Here is a 20,659-nt window from a genome sequence, read left to right as displayed (position 1 = left end):
CGAGGCCTGATCGGCGGGGTCAGTCCTGATTGTCGGACGCCGATCCCGGGAGGGTGAAGAAGAAGGTGGCGCCGTGGCCGGGTTCGCTTTCCACCCAGATGCGCCCCCCGTGCGCCTCGGTGATGGCGCGGGTGATGGCCAGCCCCAGCCCCAGCCCGCGCCGGTCCGCATGGCGCGCCTGCCAGAACGCCCCGAAGATGTGCTGCACCTGCTCGGGCTCGATCCCCGGCCCCTCGTCGGTGACGGAGATGCGCAGCGCACCGTCCACCATCTCCCATCCGAGCGTCACCCGCCCCTGGTGCCGGGTGAACTTGGCCGCGTTCCCCACCAGGTTGGAGATCGCCTGGATCACCCGCGCGCCGTCCACCTGCAGCACGGGGAGGCGCGCCGGACCGTGGACGCGGAACTCCAGCCGCTGCGCCTCCACCAGCGGCCGCACCGTCGCCGCGGCCTCCTCCATGAGCAGGCCCATGGCCAGCGGCCGGCGCTCCAGCGCCAGCACGCCGCGGCTGGCGCGAGACACGTCGAGCAGGTCCTGGATCAGCGCGTCCATGCGCCCGACCGCCTGCTCCACCCGGCCCAGCGTCTGCGCATCCTCCGGCGCCAAGGGGCCCACGGGGTCCAGCCGCAGCATCTCTACCTCGAACCGCACGGCGGTGAGCGGGCTGCGCAGGTCGTGCGCGACCACGGCCAGCACCTGGTCGCGCGCGGCCAGCGCGTTCTGCCCCGCCTGGAAGGCCCGGGCGTTCTCCACCGCCAGCCCGGCGCGGCGGCCGAGCTCCACTCCCAGCGCCACGTCTTCTTCCGTGAACGGCGCGTTGTCCACGGTCCTCCCGACGACCAGCCATCCGGCGGACGGCCCGCTCCCCGCCACCGGCACGCGCACCGCCGACGACCAGAGACCAGGACCGAGGGCGGCGCGCGCGTCCTCCTGGCCAAGCAGCCCGGACGGCTCGTCCGCGCTGGACGGCGCCGGCACCTCTTCGGAAACGTCCACCACGCAGATGTCGCCCCAGCCGCTGGCCAGGAGGGCGCGGAGCTGCGCCAGGGCGGTGCCGTTGTCGAAGGATGCGGAGAGCAGACGGCTGGCGTCGGCCAGCAGGCGGTCGCGGGCGGCGGCCTGTTCCGCCGCTTCGCGCGCACGCCGCTCCTGTCCGTACAGCAGGCGCGTATGAAGCAGGTTGCGGACGCGCAGAAGCACCTCGGTGCGGTCGAACGGCTTGGTGACGAAGTCGCTCGCGCCGTTGGCCAGCGCCCGCTCCCGCGCCGCGGCGGTGATGTCGGCGGTAAGGACGATCACCGGCAGGTACTCATCGTCCGGCACCAGGGCCTGCAGGTCCGCCAGCACCTCGAAGCCGGTGCGATGCGGCATGTGAAGGTCCAGCAGCACCAGGTCGGGCCTGGCGCGGCGGAACTCCGCTACGGCGTGCCGCGCGTCGCTCACCCGCACCAGCGACGTGTAGCCCCGGGGCTTCAGGACGATCTCCAGCAGGTCGAGGTTGGCTTCCTCGTCGTCGACCAGCAGGATGGTGCAGGCGGTGGTGTCCACGGGTCAGGCTCGGACGGCGGGGCGGGCCAGCATTTCTTCCACCGTCGAGAGGAACGCGCGGACGTCCAGCGGCTTGGTGAGGAAGGCGTCGGCGCCCTCCCCCAGCAGCGCATCCACCGTACGCGGCGTGGCGTCGGCGCTGATGATGACCACGGGCGTGTGCGCCGTGCGCGGGTCCGCGCGCAGCTCGCGCAGCACGTCGCGTCCGTGCACGTCGGGAAGGTGAAGGTCCAGCAGCACCACGTCGGGGGCGTGCTCGAACGCCAGCTCCAGCCCCAGCCGCCCCTGCAGCGCAGGCACCAGCCGCCACTCGGGGCGGGGAAGGAGGATCGTTTCCACCAGCGACAGGTTGGCGAGATTGTCTTCCACGTACAGCAGCGTCGCGGGCGGGTGTGACGCGGTGCCACGCTCCGCGCGTGCCGCCATCTCCGGTGCGCCTGCCAGGGGGTTGGCGGCGGGCTGAAGGTCCACACAGAAGGTGCTTCCCTCGTCCCCGCTGCGCTCCAGGAGCAGCGCTCCGCCCATCACCGTCGCCAGGCGCTGCGAAAGGGCCAAGCCAAGGCCGGTGCCCTCCACCGCGGTGTGCTCGGCGCCCAGCCGCGCGAAGGGGACGAAGAGCTGGTCGCGGCGCTCGGGGGCGATGCCCGGCCCGTCGTCGGTGACACGGATGCGCAGGCGCTCCTGTCCCGCCGCGTCGCGCACGGGCTCGCAGCCGATGCGGACGGTGCCCTGGGCGCGGTTGTACTTCACGGCGTTGGACAGGAGGTTCAGCAGCACCTGCGTCAGCCGCTGGCGGTCGGCGCGCACGTAGCGCTCGGCGGCGGGGTGCGGCACCTCGCCCACCCAGATGCCGCGCGCGGACGCCAGGGGGCGCACCATGTCCACCGCCTCGCGGATGGCCGCCTGCACCATCACCGGCTCCAGCGACATGGGCTGCTGGTCGGCCTCGATGCGCGCGATGTCGAGCACCTCGTTGATCAGGTTCAGCAGGTGCCGCCCGCCGTTGAGGATGTGCCGCACCCCGGCGCGGTACTCCGGCGGCAGGCTCACGTCTTCCAGCACCTGCGCGAAGCCCAGGATGCTGTTTAGCGGCGTGCGCAGCTCGTGGCTCATGCGGCTGAGGAACTCGCTCTTGGCGCGGTTGGCCTGCTCGGCCTCGTGGCGCGCTCGCTCGGCCTCGGCGGTGGCGGCGCGCAGCTGCTCCTCGATGGCTTTGCGTTCGGTGATGTCGACGCTGTAGCCGATCATCCGCATTACCTGCCCCTGCTCGTCCAGCACCGGCACCAGGCGGCGCATCACGTGGCGCGTGCCGCCGTCCGCCTGGGGGACGGCCTGCACGAAGGAGTGTGGCTGGCGGGTGCGGATCACCGCGTCCATGCTGGCCTGGCGCTCCGCGCCGATCTCCGGCGGCAGCCCGCGCTTCTGCACGTACTCCTCGTTCGTGCGGCCGATCAGCCACTCGCGGATCTCGGGATCCGGCACGGCCACGGGGCTGGCGTACTCGAACCGGCACTCCGCGTCCATCACCATCAGCCCGGCGTCGATGCCGTTCAGGATCTCTTCGAAGAACGCGCGCTGGCGAACGACCTCCGCCTCGGCGGCGCGCTGCTCGGTGACGTCGCGGCCGTTGACCACGATGCCGTCGTTGCCCGAGTCCGGGGCGAGGGTGCGCCCCAGCGCCTCCATCACCCGCCAGCTCCCGTCGCGGTGCCGGATGCGCCAGATGACGCGGTGCACGGTGCCCGGCGTCGCGGCGATCTCGCGCAGCACCTCCATCACCCGTTCCACGTCGTCGGGGTGCACCACGTCGACGGGGACCTTGGCCAGCATCTCGGCCGGCGTGTAGCCCAGCAGGCGCTCGACGGAGGGGCTTACGTAGCTCAGCGGGCCGTCGGCGGCGGAGATCATCAGCAGGTCGCTGCCGTTCTCGATCAGCCGCCGGAAATGCTCCTCGCTGCGCTGAAGCGCCAGCTCGGCTTCGCGCTGCTCGGTGATGTCGCGGCCGTTGGCCACCACGCCGTCGGCCGGGCTGTGCGGGTTGATGGTGCGCCCGATGGAGTCGATCAGCCGCCAGCCGCCGTGCTTGTGGCGGATGCGCCAGGCGTAGCGCCGCACCGTGCCCGGGTTGTCCAGGATCTGCTGCGTGCCCTCGTACACGGGAATCACGTCGTCCGGGTGCAGCATGTCTTCGGGGCGCTTTTCCAGCATCTCGGCGGGCGTGTAGCCCAGCAGCCGCTCCACCGACGGGCTTACGTACTTCAGCTGCATGTCGGCGCCCGAGATCATCACCAGGTCGGTGCCGTGCTCCACCAGGTGGCGGAAGTGCTCTTCGGCGCGCCGGAGCTCGTCGTTCGCCGTGGCCAGCTCCGCGGTGCGCTCGACGACGCGCTGCTCCAGCAGCTCGTTGGCGACGCGCAGCTCCCCTTCGGCCGCCAGCAGCTGCGTGACGTCCTGCACCATTCCCAGTACGCGCGCGGGCTGCCCCGCGGCGTCGAACTCCACCCGGCTGCGCGCGTGCAGCCGGCGTGTCTGCCCGTCGCGGCGCACGATGCGGTAGCCCGCTTCGGCGTGGCCCTGGCGCAGCATCTCGCTCGTGAGCGCCGCGATGGTTTCGCGGTCCTCCGGGTGCACGAACTCCAGGAAGGCGTCGAACCCTCCCTGGAACCCGTCTTCCGCCTCCAGGCCGTGGATGCGCAGCTGCTCGGCGGACCAGGTGATGCGGTCGTCGGCGACGGTCCACTCGAAGCTGCCCAGCGTCGCCAGCGCCTGAACTTCGTCCACGTGCCGCTCCAGCTCGGCGACGCGCGACTGCGCCTGGCCGGATCGCACCGCCATCGTGGCGAGCCCGGCGAACCCCTCGGCGACGGCGCGATCGGCATCCGTCCACGCGGTGCCGCGCGCGAACCGCAGCGTGCCTGGCTGCCCATCCTCCCCGAAATGCACCATCAGCTCGTGCGCCGACCCTGGCGCGCGCGTGTCGCCGTGGAACGACGACGTCCACGGGTCGAGGTTCGCGTGCACGGTGCAGGCAAGGGCGCGCGCGGCGGTTTCGCAGACGTCGCCCAGGGCGGTGCTGATGCTGTCGATGGTGGTGCTCACGGGACCTTCGTGGCGGCAGGGTCGAACGGGGCAGGGCACTTCAAGTGGTGCGGCGCAAAGAATTTATCGGGTCCGGCGCTGGGCGACAAGCGTGTGCGCGGCTCGCCGGGGCTCGATCGTCCCCATGGAGAAATGAGCAGATTCGCTCACGCGGCGTGCCGTGCGGGAGTGCAGAATTGGGGCGCGGCGGGCGGGTGCCCGCCCGTCGATCCCAACACATCGAGAGGCTCCCATGCACACGAGCATCTTCTTCTTCCGCGCGGCGTCGCTCGCGCTCCTGGCCGCCTGCAGCGGCGTCACCGTTCCCGACGAGAGCGAGGTCCCGCCGCCCCCGGCCGCCGGCGTGGCCGGCATCTACATGGGCCTGCGGGTGAACGGCGCGGGCCAGCAGTACCCGGACTACTACACCTTTCTGGCCGACGGACGCGCGTTTCGCGGCACCCCGGAGGAGGGGCTGAACCAGCCGCTGGACTGGGCCGCCGTCTGCGCCAGCTCCGAATGCGGCACCTACTCGGTCAGCGGCAGCCAGTTGACGTTCACCCGGCAGGCGGCGGATCCCCAAGCCTTCACCGTCGGCGCGGACGGGGTGCTGCGCAAGCCGGGGAGCACGCAGGGCTACCGGCGGATGCACGTGATGAACGACGTGCGCCCGGGGGCCACCTACGGATGGCTGAGCGGCGCCGACACCATGATGGCGATCACGCTGTCTGCGGACGGACGCTTCCGCGAGCGGGGGACGCTGGCCTGGACGGCGTGGAGCGGCCCGGCTGCCCCGGCCAGCGGAGAGGGGACGTACACCGTCGTCGACGGTACGCTGACGCTGCGGTACGACGGCGGCCCGGTGGCTCACCTGCTGCTGGCGGTGCCGCCCGGAGTCTCCCCGGCCCCCGCCCCCGAGCGGGTGTACCTGCGGACGACGACCATCGACCGGCTCCACTGATTTCCCCAGCGTGCGGCGCCCTCGGCGACATGGCCGAGGGCGCGCCTTTCCGTAGATGGTCAGCCCACGATTGCCGGGCCGGCGGGAGATGCCGTCCGAACGGGGAAGGTGCCGAGCCCTGCCGGCGCTCCGGCGTTTTCGATGCGGGCCGCCGTCGCGGCACTCAGCCGAAGCTGAATGGAGCGCGCGATGTAGCGCGCCTTTTCCTTCGCCGATTCCGCGTTCTCGCCTGCGAAAAGCGTGTCGACCGTCGCTTCCCAGATCTGTAGCCAGCGCTGGAAGTGCTCGGCGACGAGCGGCACCTTGTCGTTCAGGTCGAAGTGGGCGCGCATGGCGTTGCCCTTGTACTTGCGCACCCCGAAGAGGAGCGTTTCCCAGAAGTCGTACATCAGCGGCAGGTGCCGGACGAAGTCTACCTGGGCCACGTCGGTGAACAGGTGCCCGATGGTGTCGTCGGTCGTGGCCTGGGCGTAGAAGCTTTCCACCAGGCGCTCGACGTCTTCGCGTGTGCGGATGTCGTTCAGCATCACTCGTTTCCTTGCCTACGCGGCCTCGGCGCCGCGCAGGACGCTGTTCACGCGAGCCCGCTTGGTGATGCCCAGCTTCGTCAGCACGCGGTAGGTGTGGTTGCGGGCCGTGTGGCCGCTGACGAACAGCTTCCGCGCGATCTCGGCGTTGGAAAGGCCCTCCGCCAGCAGCCGGGCGACCACCACCTGCTGTGGCGTGAGGCCGAACCGTTCCTGCAGGTCGCCGTCGGTCAGCCCGCCCGCGGTCTCCGCGGCCCGGGACTCGGGCGCCACTGACCGGGCGCTGCGCCGCAGCAGCGCGCCGATGCGCTCCAGCAGCTCCAGCGCACCGAAGGGCTTGGTCACGTAGTCGTCGGCGCCCAGGCGAAAGCCCTTCACCTTGTCGGCTTCTTCCTGCCGGGCGGAAAGGATCAGCACGGGAACGTCGTTCCCCCGCTCGCGCAGCTGCTCCAGCACGCTGTAGCCGTCGCGGTCGGGCAGGCCCAGGTCCAGGACGACCAGGTCCGGATGCTCGCTGCAGGCCAGGGGCAGGGCCTGCGCGGCGCGCGTGGCCAGGAGCGTGGCGTATCCCCGCCGCTCCAGGTGGCGCTGCAGGGCCTCGGCGATTTCCGGCGTGTCTTCGACGATGAGAATGCTGTGCACGGTTCGGTTTCGTCGGATTGGGGAGGGGCCGTCCGGTCCAGCGCTGCGGGCGAAAGCTACGCGCCGCGCGGCCCCGGGGCATGAGCAGAAAGTACTACGTGGTGTCGGGAAGATGACGGGAGTGAAGAGCGCGGGCCGGTTTCGGGCGTGATGCCGGGGAGGTTGTCGCCGCCCCGGCAAACATCTTGTAGACGCGGCGGCACGCGCAGATCCGATTCGACCAACGTCAGGAATCCATGAGCTCGGCCGCGATGCAACCCGAGGTGCTCCACACGTCCATCGGCGACTTTCCCCTGCACGAGTACCGGCTGGGGCTGGGCGGCTGGCGATGGAGCGTGCTCCATACCGAGGCGATGCTCACCAACGCCGAAGAATCCAGCTTCTTCCAGGAGCGCCTTCCCTACGGCGTGGCGCTCTGGCCTTCCGCCATCGCGCTGGCGCACGAGCTGGTGGCGCGGGGGGACGACTTTCGCGGCAAGGCGGTCCTGGAGCTGGGGGCGGGAACGGGGCTGCCGGGGATCGTGGCGGCGTCGCTGGGCGCGCGCGTGGTGCAAACGGACCGGCAGGAGCTGGTGATGTCGGTCTGCAAGCGCAACGGCCAGCGGAACGGGGTGGATTCCATCGACCACCGGCTGGTGGACTGGACCGACTGGAACGACGCGCGGCGCTACGACTGGATCATCGGCTCCGACATCCTGTACGGCGAGGCCATGCACCCGCACCTGCGCCACATCTTCGAAACCAGGCTGGCGCCCGGCGGTCGCCTCCTGCTTTCCGACCCCTTCCGGCCCACGGGGCTGCCTCTGCTGGAACGGATGGAGGCGGACGGGTGGAAGGTGTCGATGACGCGGTGGAGCATCGGCGAAGACGAGCCCCGGGCCATCGGCGTGTTCGACGTGCGGCCGCCCGCGGTCACCGCACGGTGAACAGCCCCGTGCGCGCCGTGTAGCGCCGGGCGGGAAGCCCCAGCAGCCGCACGAACACGCGCTTCAATCCCCGCTCCACCGCGCGGCCCACCGGCTGGTCGCCGGTCACCGCGGGGCCCGCCTCGCCGCGCAGCCAGCGGCGCAGCTCGTCCAGGTCCGAAAGCGAAAGCGTTTCCACCTCCAGCCGCACGATGTAGTAGTAGCGGCCCACGTAGCGCGGCCGCAGCTGCGGCGCGAACGCCGACTGCAGTGCCGCCTCGGCCGCGGCCAGCGTGGGGTAGCGCCGCTCCACGCGCCCGTCCTCGATGCTGTACCCCGCCTCGAGCGGCGCGCGCAGCATGGCGCGCGACACCTCTTCGGCATCCACCAGCTGGTCGAACGGGCTGCCCCTGCGCCACAGCTCGGCCCGCAGCTGAAAGCGAAGCGGCAGGCCGCTTTCCAGCGCCTGGCGCAGGCCCTCGTCGCGCAGCAGGGCCGGGGTGCGGATCACCGGCCGCCACTGCCCCGCCGCCCCCGCCGAGACCACGGTCAGCGCACGCCGCGACTGCGCCCCCGCCGGGGCGGCCAGCGCCAGCAGCAGGGCCGCGGCGCAAACGAGCCGAACCAGGAGGTGCACGCGCCTCAAAACCGCGGGGCCAGGCGGATGAACACGTTCAGCCCGCCGCGTCCCTGCTCTTCGTCCACCGGCATGGCCGCGTACACCCCGAAGCGGCCGAAGGTGATCCCCGCGCCGATGTCCACGGCCGCCACTTCCTCGGCCCGGTCGCTCCACCCGGCGCCCATGTCCGCGAACACCACCCAGCCCAGGTCGGCGCTGAAGCGGCTCATCCACTCCTCGCCCTTGCCGGGGTCCCCGCTCCGCCCGCCGAGCCCCAGGTCCGTCCAGCTGATCCCCGACAGCAGGTCGCCGCGCCACTCCACCTGGAAAAGCGCGAAGCTGTCGCAGCCGTACTGCGGATACCACGTGGCCTCGTCCCGGCGCACCGTGCCGGCCCGGGCACGGCAGTCCAGCTCGTACAGGGCGAACCCGGGGAGCGAGCCCTCGCCCCCCAGGGCGTGCTGGCGCTGCGGGGGCACCCCGCCACCGGTGAGCGAGGCGGCGCCGGCCACGCGCAGGTTCAGCCGCGACGTGGGGCTGATGCGGTTGTAGCGGCGGATGTCGAGCATTCCCGTGGACCACCCGTCGGGATACGCCACCTCCGGCAGCTCCGACCCGCCGGCCGCCGGCACGGCGGAGGGCCTGCGCAGCCGGCTCTTCAGCGCGTGCTCCACCTCGGCGCTCACGTGCCAGCCCGTGGAGGGGTCCCACTGCTCGCTGCGCGTGTCCAGCCGCAGCGTCGCCCCCAGCGCCTCCACGTGCCCGCGCGCCGCCAGCGGCTGGGGGCGCCACGGCTCCTGGTTGCGGTACAGGGTCCATGGGCTCCCCGCGGCGGCGGGACGGTGGCGCTCGTGCCGGTACTCCACCGAGGCGGAGAGCGGCGAGGTTGCGGGCTTCCAGGTGGCGTACGCGCTCCACCCCTGCCGCTCGTAGTGGTCGCGGTAGTCCTCGTGAAGGAAGAAGGTGGACAGGCTGTTCTCCACGTCGCTCAGGTGCCAGCCCTCGATGGGGTCGATCAGCGAGTACACCCGCCCCCCCACCCGCAGCGCGCGGCGGCTGGCCACGAACTGCTCCAGCCGCGCGTCGAACCCCCAGCGCCCGGGTCCCACCTCGGGCCCCGTCTCGGTCCGGACGATGGCGAGCGCGCGCAGGCGGGTGGGGTTGAGCCCCGCCGTCTGCAGCGACGGGCCGAAGCGGATGGGCAGCCCCTCGACGCGGTTGTAGCTGCGCCCCGCGTCCACCACGAACGACGTGCGCCCGCTCTCCTCCTCGGGGTACGCGCCCAGGGCTTCGCCCGCCGCGCTGTCCGCCGGCACCTCCACCACCTCCACGTCCACCGGGCTCGGGGCCGGGGCGGCGGGCCCACCGCCGCACCCCGCGGGGTCCAGGTCGATGTACGTGCCCAGGCGGCAGTAGGGCACGGCCGCGGGGAAGGCCACCACCCTTCCGGCCACCTGCGCGGCCGCATCCACCCGCACCCGCCCGCCGACGACGATCACCTCGCCGCCCACGCGGGCGCCGGGGCGCAGCTCCAGCCCCCCGTTCACCACCACCACGTCGCCCACCACGCGGCCGGCCAGCGCCAGGTCGCCATCCACCACGGCCAGGCTCCCCGCGACGGAGTCGCCTGCGCCCAGCGCCGCGTCGCCGCTGCGGCGATCGGTGCCGGGGGCGTTCAGCACGGCGGTAATCCGCCGGGCTACCTCGGGGGGCAGGGGAGCCCCCTCCTGCGCCCGGGCGGGCTCGGCGGCCAGCGCCAGGGCGGCGATCAGCAGCGCGGGAATGCGCATCGGAAGTTCTCCAGGGGTGGATGGGAGCGGCCTTCGGACGTCACCGGAGGATGTCCAGGCGGCGCATGCGGCGGTACAGGTTGGCACGGTCGGTCTTCAGGCGGCGCGCGGCCTCGGCCACGCTTCCCTCGGCGGCATCCAGCGCGCCGGAGAGCAGCAGGCGCTCGTACGCGTCCAGCCGATCGGGAAGCGGGCGCTGGTCGTCGTCGCGGTACGCCGCCGCCTCTCCCTCCACGGGCGCGGCGCCGGCCAGCACGGAGCGGACCTCGGCCGGGCCCACCTCGGTTCCCGCGAACAGGATGCTGATGCGCTCCAGGATGTTGGCCAATTCGCGCACGTTGCCGGGCCAGGGGTGGCGCGAGAGCGCCTCCATGGCGCCGGGGGAAAGGCGCGGGGGCGTAAGCCCGTGGCGGCGGCGGTTGCGGGCCACGAAGTGCTCCACCAGCAGCGGCACGTCGCCCGGGCGCTCGCGCAGCGGCGGCAGGTGAAGCGGAATGACGTGAAGGCGAAAGAACAGGTCTTCGCGAAAGCGCCCCGCGGCGATCTCCGCGCGAAGGTCCTTGTTCGTCGCCGCCAGCACCCGCACGTCCACGGGAATGGACTCCGTGCCGCCCACGCGTTCGATCTGCCCGGCTTCCAGGGCACGCAGCAGCTTGGCCTGCGCCTCGGAGCTCAGGTCGCCGATCTCGTCCAGGAACAGCGTTCCGCCGCTGGCCAGCTCGAACCGGCCACGGCGCCGGTCTACCGCGCCGGTGAACGAGCCGCGCTCGTGGCCGAACATCTCCGACTCCACCAGGTCCCTGGGGATGGCCGCGCAGTTCAGCTTCACCAGCGGCCCCGCGACGCGGCGCGAAAGGCGGTGGATGGCCGAGGCCGCCACCTCCTTGCCCGTGCCCGACTCGCCGGTGATCAGCACGCGGGCATCGGTGGGCGCCACCCGGCCGATCATCTGGCGCACGCGGTCCACCGCCGCGCTCTGCCCCACCATCTCTTCGCCGTCGCCCAGCTCGGCCCGCAGCGCGCGGTTCAGCTCGCGCGTCTTCCGCAGCTCCAGCGCCGAGCCCAGCGTCAGCAGCACCGCCTCGGGCGAGAGGGGCTTTTCGATGAAGTGAAAGGCGCCCAGCCGCGTGGCCTTCACCGCGTCGGCAAGGGATGCGCGGCCGCTCATCATCACCACCGGCAGGTCTGGCGCGGCCTCCTTGATCCGGGGAAGCACGTCGAGCCCCGAGTCGCCCTCGCCCATGTACAGGTCCATCAGCACGGCGTCGGGCTCCTCTCCCTGAACCTCTGCCAGGGCGGCGCGGCCGGTGCCCGCCTCGCGGGTGCGGTAGCCCTCCGCGCGCAGAAGGCTGCCCAGCATCCGGCGGATGTTCGGCTCGTCGTCGACGATCAGGATGGTGGCGGCCATGCGCGTGGGAACCGGGAAGCGTTCGCGTGCACCGGGAAGCGGCGTTCTACGCCCTCCCCGTCACAAGGTTTCCTCGAGGACGTCTCACGGCCAGCCCTCGTCCATTTTCCGCCTGAGGACGAACATGCCTGTTCGGCTGCTGGCGCAAACGACCCCGTAGACAAACGGACACTCGGCCATCATCTTCCGCCTGTCCAGATTGTACGTCCACGGGGGAGCGACGATGAGCATCATAGAGCCAGAACATCACTACCACCTCGGGTCGGACTCCGACGGACCGATCCCGCACCTGCCGATCCGTCGTCGTCGTGAGACGCCGGAGCAGCGCGCGGCCCGGATCAAGGAGGCCGTTGACGCGCTTCGCCATCTGGCGGAGATGGGTACCTTCGACCACATCGAAGACCCCGGCGAGTGGCAGCGCCAAATCCGTGAAGACCGTCCCTTGCCCGGACGAGAATGGTGATCCCGCTGCACCGCATGACCCAGCCTTTACACGGAAGATCGTCTAGATGCGCAACGACAAGAAGCCGCAGGCGGACGCCGCCGCGACGGCGTGCAGGCCTGAGACCCCTGAGGAACACGCCGCGCGTCTGGTAGACGCGGTTTCCGCTCTGGAAGAACTCGCGGTGGCTGGCGGGATCGCGTCAATTCCCGATCCCTCGGCATGGCAGCGTGAAATTCGCGAGGACCGACCCCTGCCTGGACGGGGGGACTGATGCTCGTCGATACGAACATTATCATCTACGCGGCCAAGCCGCAGTATCCGGCCTTGCAGGATTTGTTGGAGAAGCACGAGCTTCTCGTCGCCTCCATCAGCTATGTCGAAGCCCTAGGATTCGTCCGGATAGAACCCGAGGAGAGGGCCAAGCTTGAGGCTTTCTTTCGGAAATCGAAGTTGCTTCGCCTCACCAAGCCGGTGCTGCGGCAGGCGGCCCTGTTGCGCCAGACTCGGAGAATGCGGCTCGGCGACAGCATCATCGCGGCGACGGCACTCGTTCATGGACAGACGCTGGTGACGCGCAACGTTGCCGATTTCCGGTGGATTTCAGGGCTGGGACTGATGAATCCCGTCACCTGACGCACAGTCAGAGCGTCAGCGCCATCGCGCCGAGGACGGCCAGCGTCGCGGCGGCCCAGACGAGTACCACGCGCGACGACCACCGACGCCGCAGCCCGGGCATCAGCAGCACCAGCGCGGCGGGCAGGGCGCCGATCAGCAGCGCGCGCAGGGCAGTGCGGATCGCCAAATCCAGCAGCCCGACTCTCATCAGGTCGCGCATCTCCGGCTGCGGCAGGCCCGGAATGTCGGGCCGCACGAGCGTGCGAAGGTGTACCGTCTGTATCCAGAAGCTGAGCGCGAACGCCACCGCGGCGAGCGCGGCGGCCTGCGCGGCAAGCCTCCACCACAATACGTTGCGAGCGTCGGAAACCGAGTCGTGGGTGCTCCCCTTCATCCCGCCCAGTCCTTCAGCGACGCACGTGGATCGTCGTCGCCGGCCAGCGGCAGCGCCACGCCGAACTCCGCGCCGCCTTCGGGCCGATTGCGCGCCCAGACCCGGCCGCCGTGCGCCTGCACCGTCTGGCGAACGAGGGAGAGGCCCAGCCCCGTGCCGCGGGACTTGGTGGTGAAGTCCGGCTCCCAGACGCGGTCGATGATGCCGGGCGCAATCCCCGGCCCGTCGTCCAGCACCCGCACCTCCACGTGGCCGTCGGCGGTGCGTACGTCCACCGTCACCCGCGTGCCGCGGCCGCCCTGCACCGCGTCGCCCGCGTTCAGCAGCAGGTTGGCGAACGCGCGGGAAAGCGGGTCGTGGTGGCCCGTAACCGAGGGAAGGTCGTCCGGCGCGGCCAGCGACCCCTGCACCTCGGCCGGCAGGTGCGTGCGCAGCAGGTACTCCAGCATCTCGCGCAGATCCACCTCGCTGGGCGGCCCCTCGGGCATGCGGCCCAGCTGGGCGAAGGTGCGGGCCAGCTCCTCCAGCCGGGCAGACTCGGCGGCGAGCACCTCCAGCGCCTCGCGCGCGTCCTCGCGCTCCGGCGCGGCGCGCTGCAGCGTGCGCAGGGCGAAGCGCATGGGGGTCAGCGGGTTCTTCAGCTCGTGCGCCACCCGCCGCGCCACGCCCACCCAGGTGCGCGCCCGCTCCGCCTCCAGGTCGCGCTCGCGCGACGACTCCAGCTCGGCGGCCATGCGCCGGAAAGCGTTGCGCAGCACGGCGAACTCGTCGGAGGTCGCGCGTCCGCTGGGGGCGGGAAGGGGCTCGCGGCGCGCCACCATCGCCGCCCACCCCGCCAGCTCGCCGACGGGCCGTGAAAGCCGCCTCCCGATGTCCCGCGACGCGCGCAGCGCCAGCGCCGCCAGCAGGGCGCCGATGATCACCCCGGCGATGGGGATGAGCGCCAGCGCGCGGTTGAGCACGAAATCCCACCGGCGCGCGTTGGTGATGGACTGCTCCAGCTCGGCGCGGTGCAGGGCGGCGGCGCGGGCCAGCACGGTGTCGCCCGACGCCTCGGCGCGGGTCAGCAGCTCGCCGCCGCTGGTGCCTACGCGCTCCCACGCGCCCAGCGAGTCGGTCAACTGCACCGTGCGCGACAGGGCGTACGTGCCCAGCCCCACCAGCGCCAGCGAGGGAAGCACGCTGAACAGCAGCAGGGCGCGTCTCAGCCGGCCTTCGAACGGCTTGCGCCGGGGCATGGAAGTCGGGGTGCGGAGCCGCGGTTGACCGGGGGGCGCGGCCCGGCGAGCTTCACCGGGATTCGAGGAACGTACGCCCCGGCGCGGCGGGGGAGCAAGGAAGGGGACGGGATGACGGGTGGACTGGAAGCGGAGCTGCGGGCGCGCTACGAAGTGCGCGAAGAGCGGTACGCGCACGGTGGATGGGAAGCGTCGCTGATCCTTCCCAGCGCCGCCGACGAGCTGATCGACGAGCGCGAGTTCGCGTCCGACGAGCGCCTGCCGTACTGGGCCGAGCTGTGGCCCTCCGCCCGCGGACTGGCGGCGCACCTGCTGGACGCGGGGCGGACGTACGCGGGCGTCCGCGTGCTGGAGCTGGGGTGCGGCGTGGCGCTTCCCTCGCTGGCGGTGCGCCACCTGGGTGCGGACGTGCTGGCGACGGACTGGTACGACGAGGCGCTGTGGTTCGCCCGCGCCAACGCCGAGCGCAACGGCCTGGCCTCGCTGCAAACCGCCCTGCTGGACTGGCGCCATCCCCCCGAAGACGATCGCTACGACCTGGTGGTCGCCGCCGACGTGCTGTACGAGCAGCGCAACGCGTCGCTGCTGGCCAAACTGCTTCTCCACGTCACCGCCCCCGGCGGCACCGTGCTGGTCGCCGATCCCGGGCGGGTGTACGCGGGCGAATTCCTGGGGATGATCCAGGACCGCGGGTGGCGGGCGGAGCAGGTGGACGAGCGCTTGGAGCCATCCGCCCCCAACGCCCACAGCCGCGTGCGCATCCATCGGCTCACCCCGCCGGCTCCGGCGCCCACCTGATCGGCACTGGGCGCCTCAAGCACGACGCCTCGGGGCGCGCCGCCTTGACCCGGAGTGCATCCCAGCCGGTAATCCACGAAGGTGGATTTCGTGTGGTTGTTGCCGCGAATTCATTCACTCGCCCCAGCACGGCCGACGATTGCACGGTATCCGCCGCCCCGGTGCGTCAGCGGCAGAATTCCACGGCCGTCTTCGCCAGGATCTCCGCCGTCTGCCGTACCGACTCCAGGTCCACCCATTCCTCCGCGGCGTGGGCACCGGCACCGGCGGGACCCAGGACGACGGCGTCGATCCCCGCATCCCCCATCAGCGCGGCGTCCATCCAGTACGGCGCGCCCGTCCGCGCCGGAGCGTGGCCCAGGACCTCGACCGCGGCGGCCTCCACCGCCGCGGCGATCGGGGAGCCGTCGCGCGCCGCCCACGGTCCACGGGTGAGCAGGGGGCGCACCGTCGCCTGGAAGGCGGGGTCGGCGGCGGCCAGATCGTCGAGAATCGCCTGCACCTCGCCCACGATCTGCGCCTCCGTCTCGCCGGGGACGGTGCGCCGCTCGATCTGCAGCACGCAGCGCGCGGCGTACGTGCTGAGCCCGGTGCCGCCGTGCAGAGTGGCCGCGTGCAGCGAGGGCGGGCCTACCACCGGGTGCGGCGTCGAGGCGACCAGGCGCTCTCCCAGCGTCTCCAGCCGCGCGAGAACGCGGCCCATGCGCAGGTTGGCGTCGATCCCCTCATGGAACGCGCTGCCGTGCGCCGCGCGCCCGATCACCTCTACCTCCAGCCAGCAGAACCCCCGGTGGCCCACCACCATCGCCAGTTCGGTGGGCTCGGTGAGCACCGCCGCGTCGGCGGTGTGGTGGCGCAGCACCTGGGCCATCCCCGTGCTGGCCTCCTCCTCGTCCGCCACGGACGCGATCAGCAGGTCGCCGCACAGCGGCACGGCCGTGCGGGTGATCGCCTGCACCGCGGCAAGGCACGCGGCCAGCCCGCACTTCATGTCGTAGGCGCCGCGGCCGTACATCCGCCCGTCTCGCACCTCGGCGCTCCACGGGTCGGGCATCCCCTCGATGCCCACCGTATCGTGGTGCGCGTACAGCATCAGCGAGCGCCCGCCGCCCGCGCCGCGCAGCCGCCCGACGACGCTCACCCGTCCGGGCGCGGCCTCGTGCGAATGGACCTCCATCCCCAGCGCCTCCATCCGCCGGGCGACGTATGCCGCCACCAGGCGCTCGTCGGTGGTCCCGCCGCTGAACGCCGGGTTGATGGAGTTGATGCGCACCAGCTCCGCCAGCGTGCGCACCAGGTCGTCGTTGTCGATGGTCATCCGCCTCTCCCAACCGAGACCAGGTGGGACGGACGTACGTTGCGTCCGTCACGATGAACGTTGCGTTATCCGCCAGACTGATACACGTTGCATCCATGGGTTTTCACCCGGTAACCGCAAGTTCGCCCTGAAAGTGCGCGCCAGCGGCCCGTACTGGATCCATTTTGATCGCTCATCATCAATGGCAGTTCCCGCGCAGCCACCTTTCCTCAGGAGTGCGGATGCACACGAACATCTCACAATCGATGATGCGGCTGCTGATTCTGACGCTTGAGCTGGCGGTTCTGCAAGCGTGCGTGGACATCGCGGCGGTTCCAGTCGACCGTCAGGCATCCGCAGGCCACGGCGGGGCTGTTTCCACCGGAAGCACAGCGATCCCGCCGCGAGGATCAGAGGCGGGTTCAACGTTCAGCCAGATGCCGGACGACAGCCTTTGGACGCTCATCGCTCGGGGTGACGGACGAGCGATCGTGGGCTTGAAAACACCGGGGCACGCACGAGGAGTGTACAAGAGCGACATCCTGATCGGCGATTCCGATATCCAGGCGGCGACGCGGGTGCTACAGGGTATCCAGGGGCTGGAAATCCTGCGTCGGGACACGCTTCTCCCGATCGTAATCGTCCGGGTTCAGGAGGCACGAACGCTCGCGCGGATTCGGCAGCTCCCTTTCGTGGACTATGTCAACCCCGACCTGATTCCCGGATTCACGTACGCCGGTTCGCCCGGTTGTACGGAGTACCTGTGGTCCGGCGACCAGATCTATTCTCCGTCGGGAGACATCGTGCCTGCCGTGTACAGTTCATTAGGCGTGAATAACGCCTGGACCCGCAGCAATGGTGAAAACATTACGATTGGACTGGTAGATACCGGGATCTTCTATAACAGCCAGCAGTTGAGGCTTCCCGGATTCACGAGCGGCGCCAGCGCGTCGCGATCGGTGCGCTACTGGAATACGGCGAGTTTCCCCAGCCCTTGGGCGGAGTGTTCCCATGGGACGCGAATGTCGGGCATCATGGCCGCCCCCAGAGACGGCCAGGGACCAATCGGGGTTGCGTGGGGCGCCAGTCTCGTGAGCGTGCGGCACAACGACGACGTGGTTGTGGGCGCCTACGGGGGCGACGCCCAGCAAGGCATTCGCATGGCGGCCCAGGCGAGCCACATTGTCGCCATGGCGTGGGGCACGCCCGATTTCTTGGACAACGTGGGGGACGAGATCCGTTATTGGGCGAACGAGCCCACGCAGCCGCGGCTGTTCATTGGGGCAGCCGGAACCCAGAGTTCCTGCGCCACCATCAAGGGATCCTGGATCGACGTGACGCCGCCACCCACCCTCTTTCCCGCGAGGATGAACGAGGTGGTGGCCGTAACGGCGATTGACCAGAATGGCAAGCTGGCGTGCGATGCTCACGGCGGACCCGACGTGGACGTGGCAGCATACTACGGCTATCCCACGGCGGGGCAGTATGGCCAAGTCCTGTACATGCGCGGCAGTTCGAGTGCTACCGCGGTAGTTGCGGGTATGGCAGCGCTGGTCTGGTCGCATTATGGCGGTGGAGCGGCACATACCCGCCAGAGACTCTACGAAACCGCCGCCGGCTACCCGAACCGCGCCAAATACATCGGATATGGCGCGGTGAACGCGATGAGGGCACTAGGCGGGATGGAGCGGGCAGACATCAATGGCTGCACCAGCAGTACCTGCACGTTCCGATATACGATCGATTCTTGCCGCACGGAGCATTTCTACGTGTATCCGGTGGGCGGTGATGGGCCCTACAGTTATCAGTGGAGCACCGGAAGCACCACCAACTCGACAACGCTGACGCTCTGTCCGACCCCTGGCGAGGTCGCGTACTACTCCCTGGCAGCCAGCGTGTGGGATGCCGATCGTCTGGGCGCAACCGCAGCGTATCGACACGTGGACATCGAAGTTCACGACGCGTGGGCTCCTTGCCCCACATGCATACAGTAGCCACTTCCGACGGCGCACACCTGGTCGCCGGTCGAATGGTCACGCGTCCCCCTAAATCCAGTCCATAACAGAAGTGAGCGGGGGGCGGCCTGGCCGCCCCGCTCGCAATCTACCCGGTACCGCGTGGATCGGTCAGAAGCTGTAGACGAAGTTCACGAGCGGAAGGAAGCAGAGGCCTTCGCACTCGGCGCCGAAGTTGGTGAAGATCCCGAAGTCCGCGGAGAGCCGCTCTCCGAAGAACCGCACGCCGCCCGAACCGATCACCCCAGACTCTCCGGGCGCGAAGTAGTTCTCGGTGATCAGCTTCGTGTGGCCGCCGACGCGCAGTTCACCTCCCGCCATCACCACGGGCTGGCCGTCGAGGTCGCCATTGCTGAAACCGAACCCGACGCCGAGGCTGGCGGCCTGGTCACGATCGCCAAAGGTCCCCACGCCGTACACCACTCCGGCCGTCTCGTCACCGGTGCTGCCGGCCAGCACGCCTGCCGCGACCGCCATCTGGTCGGTTTCGACGAGGGTGAACTTGGGTGCGATGTAGAAGATCTCGCCCATCGCCCCAGGGATGATCGGAGTGCCCGCGGAAATGCTGAACTGGTTGGTCACCCCGTAGGTGACGAAGGGTAAGACCACCTCGTACACGCCCAGGTACCCCCGTCCCGCGCCGACGGCGCGCCCGGTGGGGCCAAAGAACAGGCGTGTGGCGTTGGGATCTTCCCGCCACACGCGGCCCTGGATCACCCGTCCGCGGATGGGCTGCATCGACGCGATCTGCGCGCGTTCCACCGTCAGCATAGCGCCGGATTGTGTCCGGAGCACCACCCGGTCGGTGGTGTTCTCGACGATGCGGCCGTACAGCACCGACCCATCCGTGAGGCGCACCTCGAAAAGGGTGTCCTGCGCCACGGCCACCGTGTCGGTGCCCTGGGCGGCCGCGCGGTCCGGGAGGGCGGCCGCCGCGGCGAGGGCCACGGCCAGGGCGAACAGGGGGCGGGCGAGACGGAAAATCGATAGCGTCATTGGATGGATGGGCGAATTCGACGAAGGTTGGCCGGGCGGACGTGCCGGAGAGACGGCGTGAAGTGTAGCGGTCCCGGCGCGGGCATGCAAACGTTTGTACGGGCGGATTTCGGACGGGGCGCGATGAGGTTAGATTCGTAATTCGATCGCAACCGACCGGCAGCAAACAACATGCAGATCTTCCGCCGCAGACCGACGGTGATGGTGAACGTGGGGGGCGTGCCCGTGGGGAGCGCCGCCCCCGTGGTCGTGCAGTCCATGACCAACACCGACACCGCCGACATCGAGGGTACCGTCCGCCAGGTGGCCGCGCTGTGGCGCGCGGGCAGCCAGATCGTCCGCGTTACGGTGAACAACGAAGAATCCGCGCGGGCGGTGCCGCACATCGTGGAGTTCCTGCACGCGCGCGGCGTGGAGGTGCCCATCGTGGGCGACTTCCACTACAACGGCCACCTGCTGCTTCACAAGTATCCCGACACCGCGCGGGCGCTCGCCAAGTACCGCATCAACCCCGGCAACGTGGGCGCCAAGCGGCACGACGAGAACTTCGCCGCCATCATCGACCGCGCCCTGGAGTTCGGAAAGCCGGTGCGCATCGGCGTCAATTGGGGCTCGCTGGACCAGGCGCTGCTGACGGAGATGATGGACGAGAACGCCCGCTCGTTCGCGCCCAAGGACGCCAAGGACGTAATGATGAACGCCATGGTGGAGAGCGCCATGCGCTCCGCCGCGGCCGCCGAGCGGCTGGGGCTGCCGCACGACCGCATCATCCTTTCCGCCAAGGTGAGCGGGGTGCAGGACCTGGTGGCCGTGTACCGCAAGCTGGCGCCCCGGTCCGACTACCCGCTGCACCTGGGGCTCACCGAGGCGGGCATGGGCACCAAGGGCGTGGTGGCGTCCACCGCGGGCCTTTCCATCCTGCTGCAGGAGGGCATCGGCGACACCATCCGCGTGTCGCTGACCCCCAAGCCGGGCGGCGACCGCACGGAAGAGGTGCACGTGGCCCAGCAGATCCTGCAGTCGCTGGAGCTGCGCTCGTTCACGCCGCAGGTCACCAGCTGCCCCGGCTGCGGGCGCACCACCTCCACGTACTTCCAGCAGCTGGCGGAAAGCATCCAGACGTACCTCCGCGACCAGATGCCGGTGTGGCGCGATATGCACCCCGGGGTCGAGGAGATGAAGGTGGCGGTGATGGGGTGCGTGGTGAACGGCCCGGGCGAGAGCAAGCACGCCAACATCGGCATCTCGCTGCCGGGCACGTTCGAGGAGCCGAAGGCGCCGGTGTACGTCGACGGGCGGCTGCTGACGACGCTCAAGGGCGACCGCATCGTCGCCGAGTTCCTCGAGATCCTCGACGCGTACGTGGCGAGAACCTACGCCCC

Annotated in this window: 19 protein-coding genes; 8 read left to right on the top strand and 11 right to left on the bottom strand. The window is 70.5% G+C overall.

Annotated elements, in window-relative coordinates:
• Positions 1 to 19 precede the first annotated feature (19 nt).
• Positions 20 to 1,549 (bottom strand): hybrid sensor histidine kinase/response regulator, encoded by a 1,530-nt coding sequence (locus VGB24_RS23320; RefSeq protein ID WP_331075331.1) that lies wholly within the window; start codon positions 1,547 to 1,549, stop codon positions 20 to 22.
• A 3-nt stretch (positions 1,550 to 1,552) separates the two neighbouring features.
• Positions 1,553 to 4,648 carry a PAS domain-containing protein gene (locus VGB24_RS23315; RefSeq protein ID WP_331075330.1) on the bottom strand — a complete coding sequence of 1,032 codons (3,096 nt, stop codon included), beginning with the start codon at positions 4,646 to 4,648 and terminating at the stop codon, positions 1,553 to 1,555.
• A 232-nt stretch (positions 4,649 to 4,880) separates the two neighbouring features.
• On the opposite strand from VGB24_RS23315, the gene VGB24_RS23310 reads away from it, so the two are divergent.
• Positions 4,881 to 5,588: a hypothetical protein gene (locus tag VGB24_RS23310; protein WP_331075329.1), complete on the top strand. Its 708-nt coding sequence runs from the start codon at positions 4,881 to 4,883 to the stop codon at positions 5,586 to 5,588.
• A gap of 59 nt (positions 5,589 to 5,647) precedes the next feature.
• Here the strand turns inward: VGB24_RS23310 and VGB24_RS23305 are convergent, their stop codons facing one another.
• Complete coding sequence (locus VGB24_RS23305; protein ID WP_331075328.1) at positions 5,648 to 6,115, bottom strand: group III truncated hemoglobin; 468 nt, start codon at positions 6,113 to 6,115, stop codon at positions 5,648 to 5,650.
• Between the two features lie 15 nt (positions 6,116 to 6,130).
• Entirely contained in the window at positions 6,131 to 6,757 is a 627-nt protein-coding gene (locus VGB24_RS23300; protein WP_331075327.1) for a response regulator, read from the bottom strand.
• A 236-nt stretch (positions 6,758 to 6,993) separates the two neighbouring features.
• Between VGB24_RS23300 and VGB24_RS23295 the strand changes: the two genes are divergently transcribed.
• A complete protein-coding gene (locus tag VGB24_RS23295) occupies positions 6,994 to 7,683 on the top strand; it encodes a class I SAM-dependent methyltransferase (protein WP_331075326.1) in 690 nt (229 codons plus the stop codon).
• Here VGB24_RS23295 and VGB24_RS23290 read toward each other — a convergent pair.
• From VGB24_RS23290 to VGB24_RS23280, 3 genes are read right to left on the bottom strand one after another with little or no spacing between them, the layout of a single operon-like run.
• Positions 7,670 to 8,299, bottom strand: a complete 630-nt coding sequence (locus VGB24_RS23290; RefSeq protein WP_331075325.1) for a hypothetical protein — start codon at positions 8,297 to 8,299, stop codon at positions 7,670 to 7,672. The two genes, VGB24_RS23295 and VGB24_RS23290, sit on opposite strands and share 14 nt — an antisense overlap.
• 5 nt (positions 8,300 to 8,304) lie before the next feature.
• Positions 8,305 to 10,071, bottom strand: a complete 1,767-nt coding sequence (locus tag VGB24_RS23285; RefSeq protein ID WP_331075324.1) for a hypothetical protein — start codon at positions 10,069 to 10,071, stop codon at positions 8,305 to 8,307.
• A gap of 40 nt (positions 10,072 to 10,111) precedes the next feature.
• On the bottom strand, positions 10,112 to 11,479 hold the full coding sequence (locus tag VGB24_RS23280; RefSeq protein ID WP_331075323.1) for a sigma-54 dependent transcriptional regulator: 1,368 nt from the start codon (positions 11,477 to 11,479) through the stop codon (positions 10,112 to 10,114).
• Between the two features lie 223 nt (positions 11,480 to 11,702).
• Between VGB24_RS23280 and VGB24_RS23275 the strand changes: the two genes are divergently transcribed.
• Genes VGB24_RS23275 through VGB24_RS23265 form a run of 3 tightly spaced genes read left to right on the top strand, consistent with a single transcriptional unit; the run spans position 11,703 to position 12,557 of the window.
• Positions 11,703 to 11,942, top strand: coding sequence for a hypothetical protein (locus VGB24_RS23275; protein WP_331075322.1), 240 nt, complete (start codon positions 11,703 to 11,705; stop codon positions 11,940 to 11,942).
• Positions 11,943 to 11,988: 46 nt separating this feature from the next.
• Positions 11,989 to 12,195, top strand: coding sequence for a hypothetical protein (locus VGB24_RS23270; RefSeq protein ID WP_331075321.1), 207 nt, complete (start codon positions 11,989 to 11,991; stop codon positions 12,193 to 12,195).
• Entirely contained in the window at positions 12,195 to 12,557 is a 363-nt protein-coding gene (locus VGB24_RS23265) for a type II toxin-antitoxin system VapC family toxin (RefSeq protein ID WP_331075320.1), read from the top strand. Before VGB24_RS23270 ends, VGB24_RS23265 begins: the two co-directional genes overlap by 1 nt.
• Before the next feature lie 7 nt (positions 12,558 to 12,564).
• Here the strand turns inward: VGB24_RS23265 and VGB24_RS23260 are convergent, their stop codons facing one another.
• Both VGB24_RS23260 and VGB24_RS23255 read right to left on the bottom strand, forming a co-directional pair.
• On the bottom strand, positions 12,565 to 12,933 hold the full coding sequence (locus tag VGB24_RS23260) for a hypothetical protein (protein WP_331075319.1): 369 nt from the start codon (positions 12,931 to 12,933) through the stop codon (positions 12,565 to 12,567).
• Positions 12,930 to 14,171, bottom strand: coding sequence for a HAMP domain-containing sensor histidine kinase (locus VGB24_RS23255; protein ID WP_331075318.1), 1,242 nt, complete (start codon positions 14,169 to 14,171; stop codon positions 12,930 to 12,932). Before VGB24_RS23255 ends, VGB24_RS23260 begins: the two co-directional genes overlap by 4 nt.
• A 111-nt stretch (positions 14,172 to 14,282) precedes the next feature.
• Between VGB24_RS23255 and VGB24_RS23250 the strand changes: the two genes are divergently transcribed.
• Entirely contained in the window at positions 14,283 to 14,969 is a 687-nt protein-coding gene (locus tag VGB24_RS23250; protein ID WP_331075317.1) for a class I SAM-dependent methyltransferase, read from the top strand.
• 166 nt (positions 14,970 to 15,135) lie between these two features.
• Here VGB24_RS23250 and VGB24_RS23245 read toward each other — a convergent pair whose 3' ends face one another.
• A complete protein-coding gene (locus tag VGB24_RS23245) occupies positions 15,136 to 16,287 on the bottom strand; it encodes a M20/M25/M40 family metallo-hydrolase (protein WP_331075316.1) in 1,152 nt (383 codons plus the stop codon).
• Between the two features lie 221 nt (positions 16,288 to 16,508).
• Between VGB24_RS23245 and VGB24_RS23240 the strand changes: the two genes are divergently transcribed.
• Positions 16,509 to 18,260 (top strand): S8/S53 family peptidase, encoded by a 1,752-nt coding sequence (locus VGB24_RS23240; RefSeq protein WP_331075315.1) that lies wholly within the window; start codon positions 16,509 to 16,511, stop codon positions 18,258 to 18,260.
• A 132-nt stretch (positions 18,261 to 18,392) separates the two neighbouring features.
• On the opposite strand, the gene VGB24_RS23235 is transcribed toward VGB24_RS23240, so the two are convergent.
• Positions 18,393 to 19,277, bottom strand: a complete 885-nt coding sequence (locus VGB24_RS23235) for a hypothetical protein (protein ID WP_331075314.1) — start codon at positions 19,275 to 19,277, stop codon at positions 18,393 to 18,395.
• A gap of 171 nt (positions 19,278 to 19,448) precedes the next feature.
• Here VGB24_RS23235 and ispG point away from each other — a divergent pair.
• On the top strand, positions 19,449 to 20,659 hold a 1,211-nt coding region (gene ispG, locus VGB24_RS23230), incomplete at its 3' end, for a flavodoxin-dependent (E)-4-hydroxy-3-methylbut-2-enyl-diphosphate synthase (RefSeq protein ID WP_331075313.1).

Source organism: Longimicrobium sp. (assembly GCF_036399935.1).
Taxonomy (GTDB): domain Bacteria; phylum Gemmatimonadota; class Gemmatimonadetes; order Longimicrobiales; family Longimicrobiaceae; genus Longimicrobium.
The sequence above is the reverse complement of the archived record's forward strand: the minus strand, read 5'-3'. Positions and strand labels throughout refer to the sequence as shown.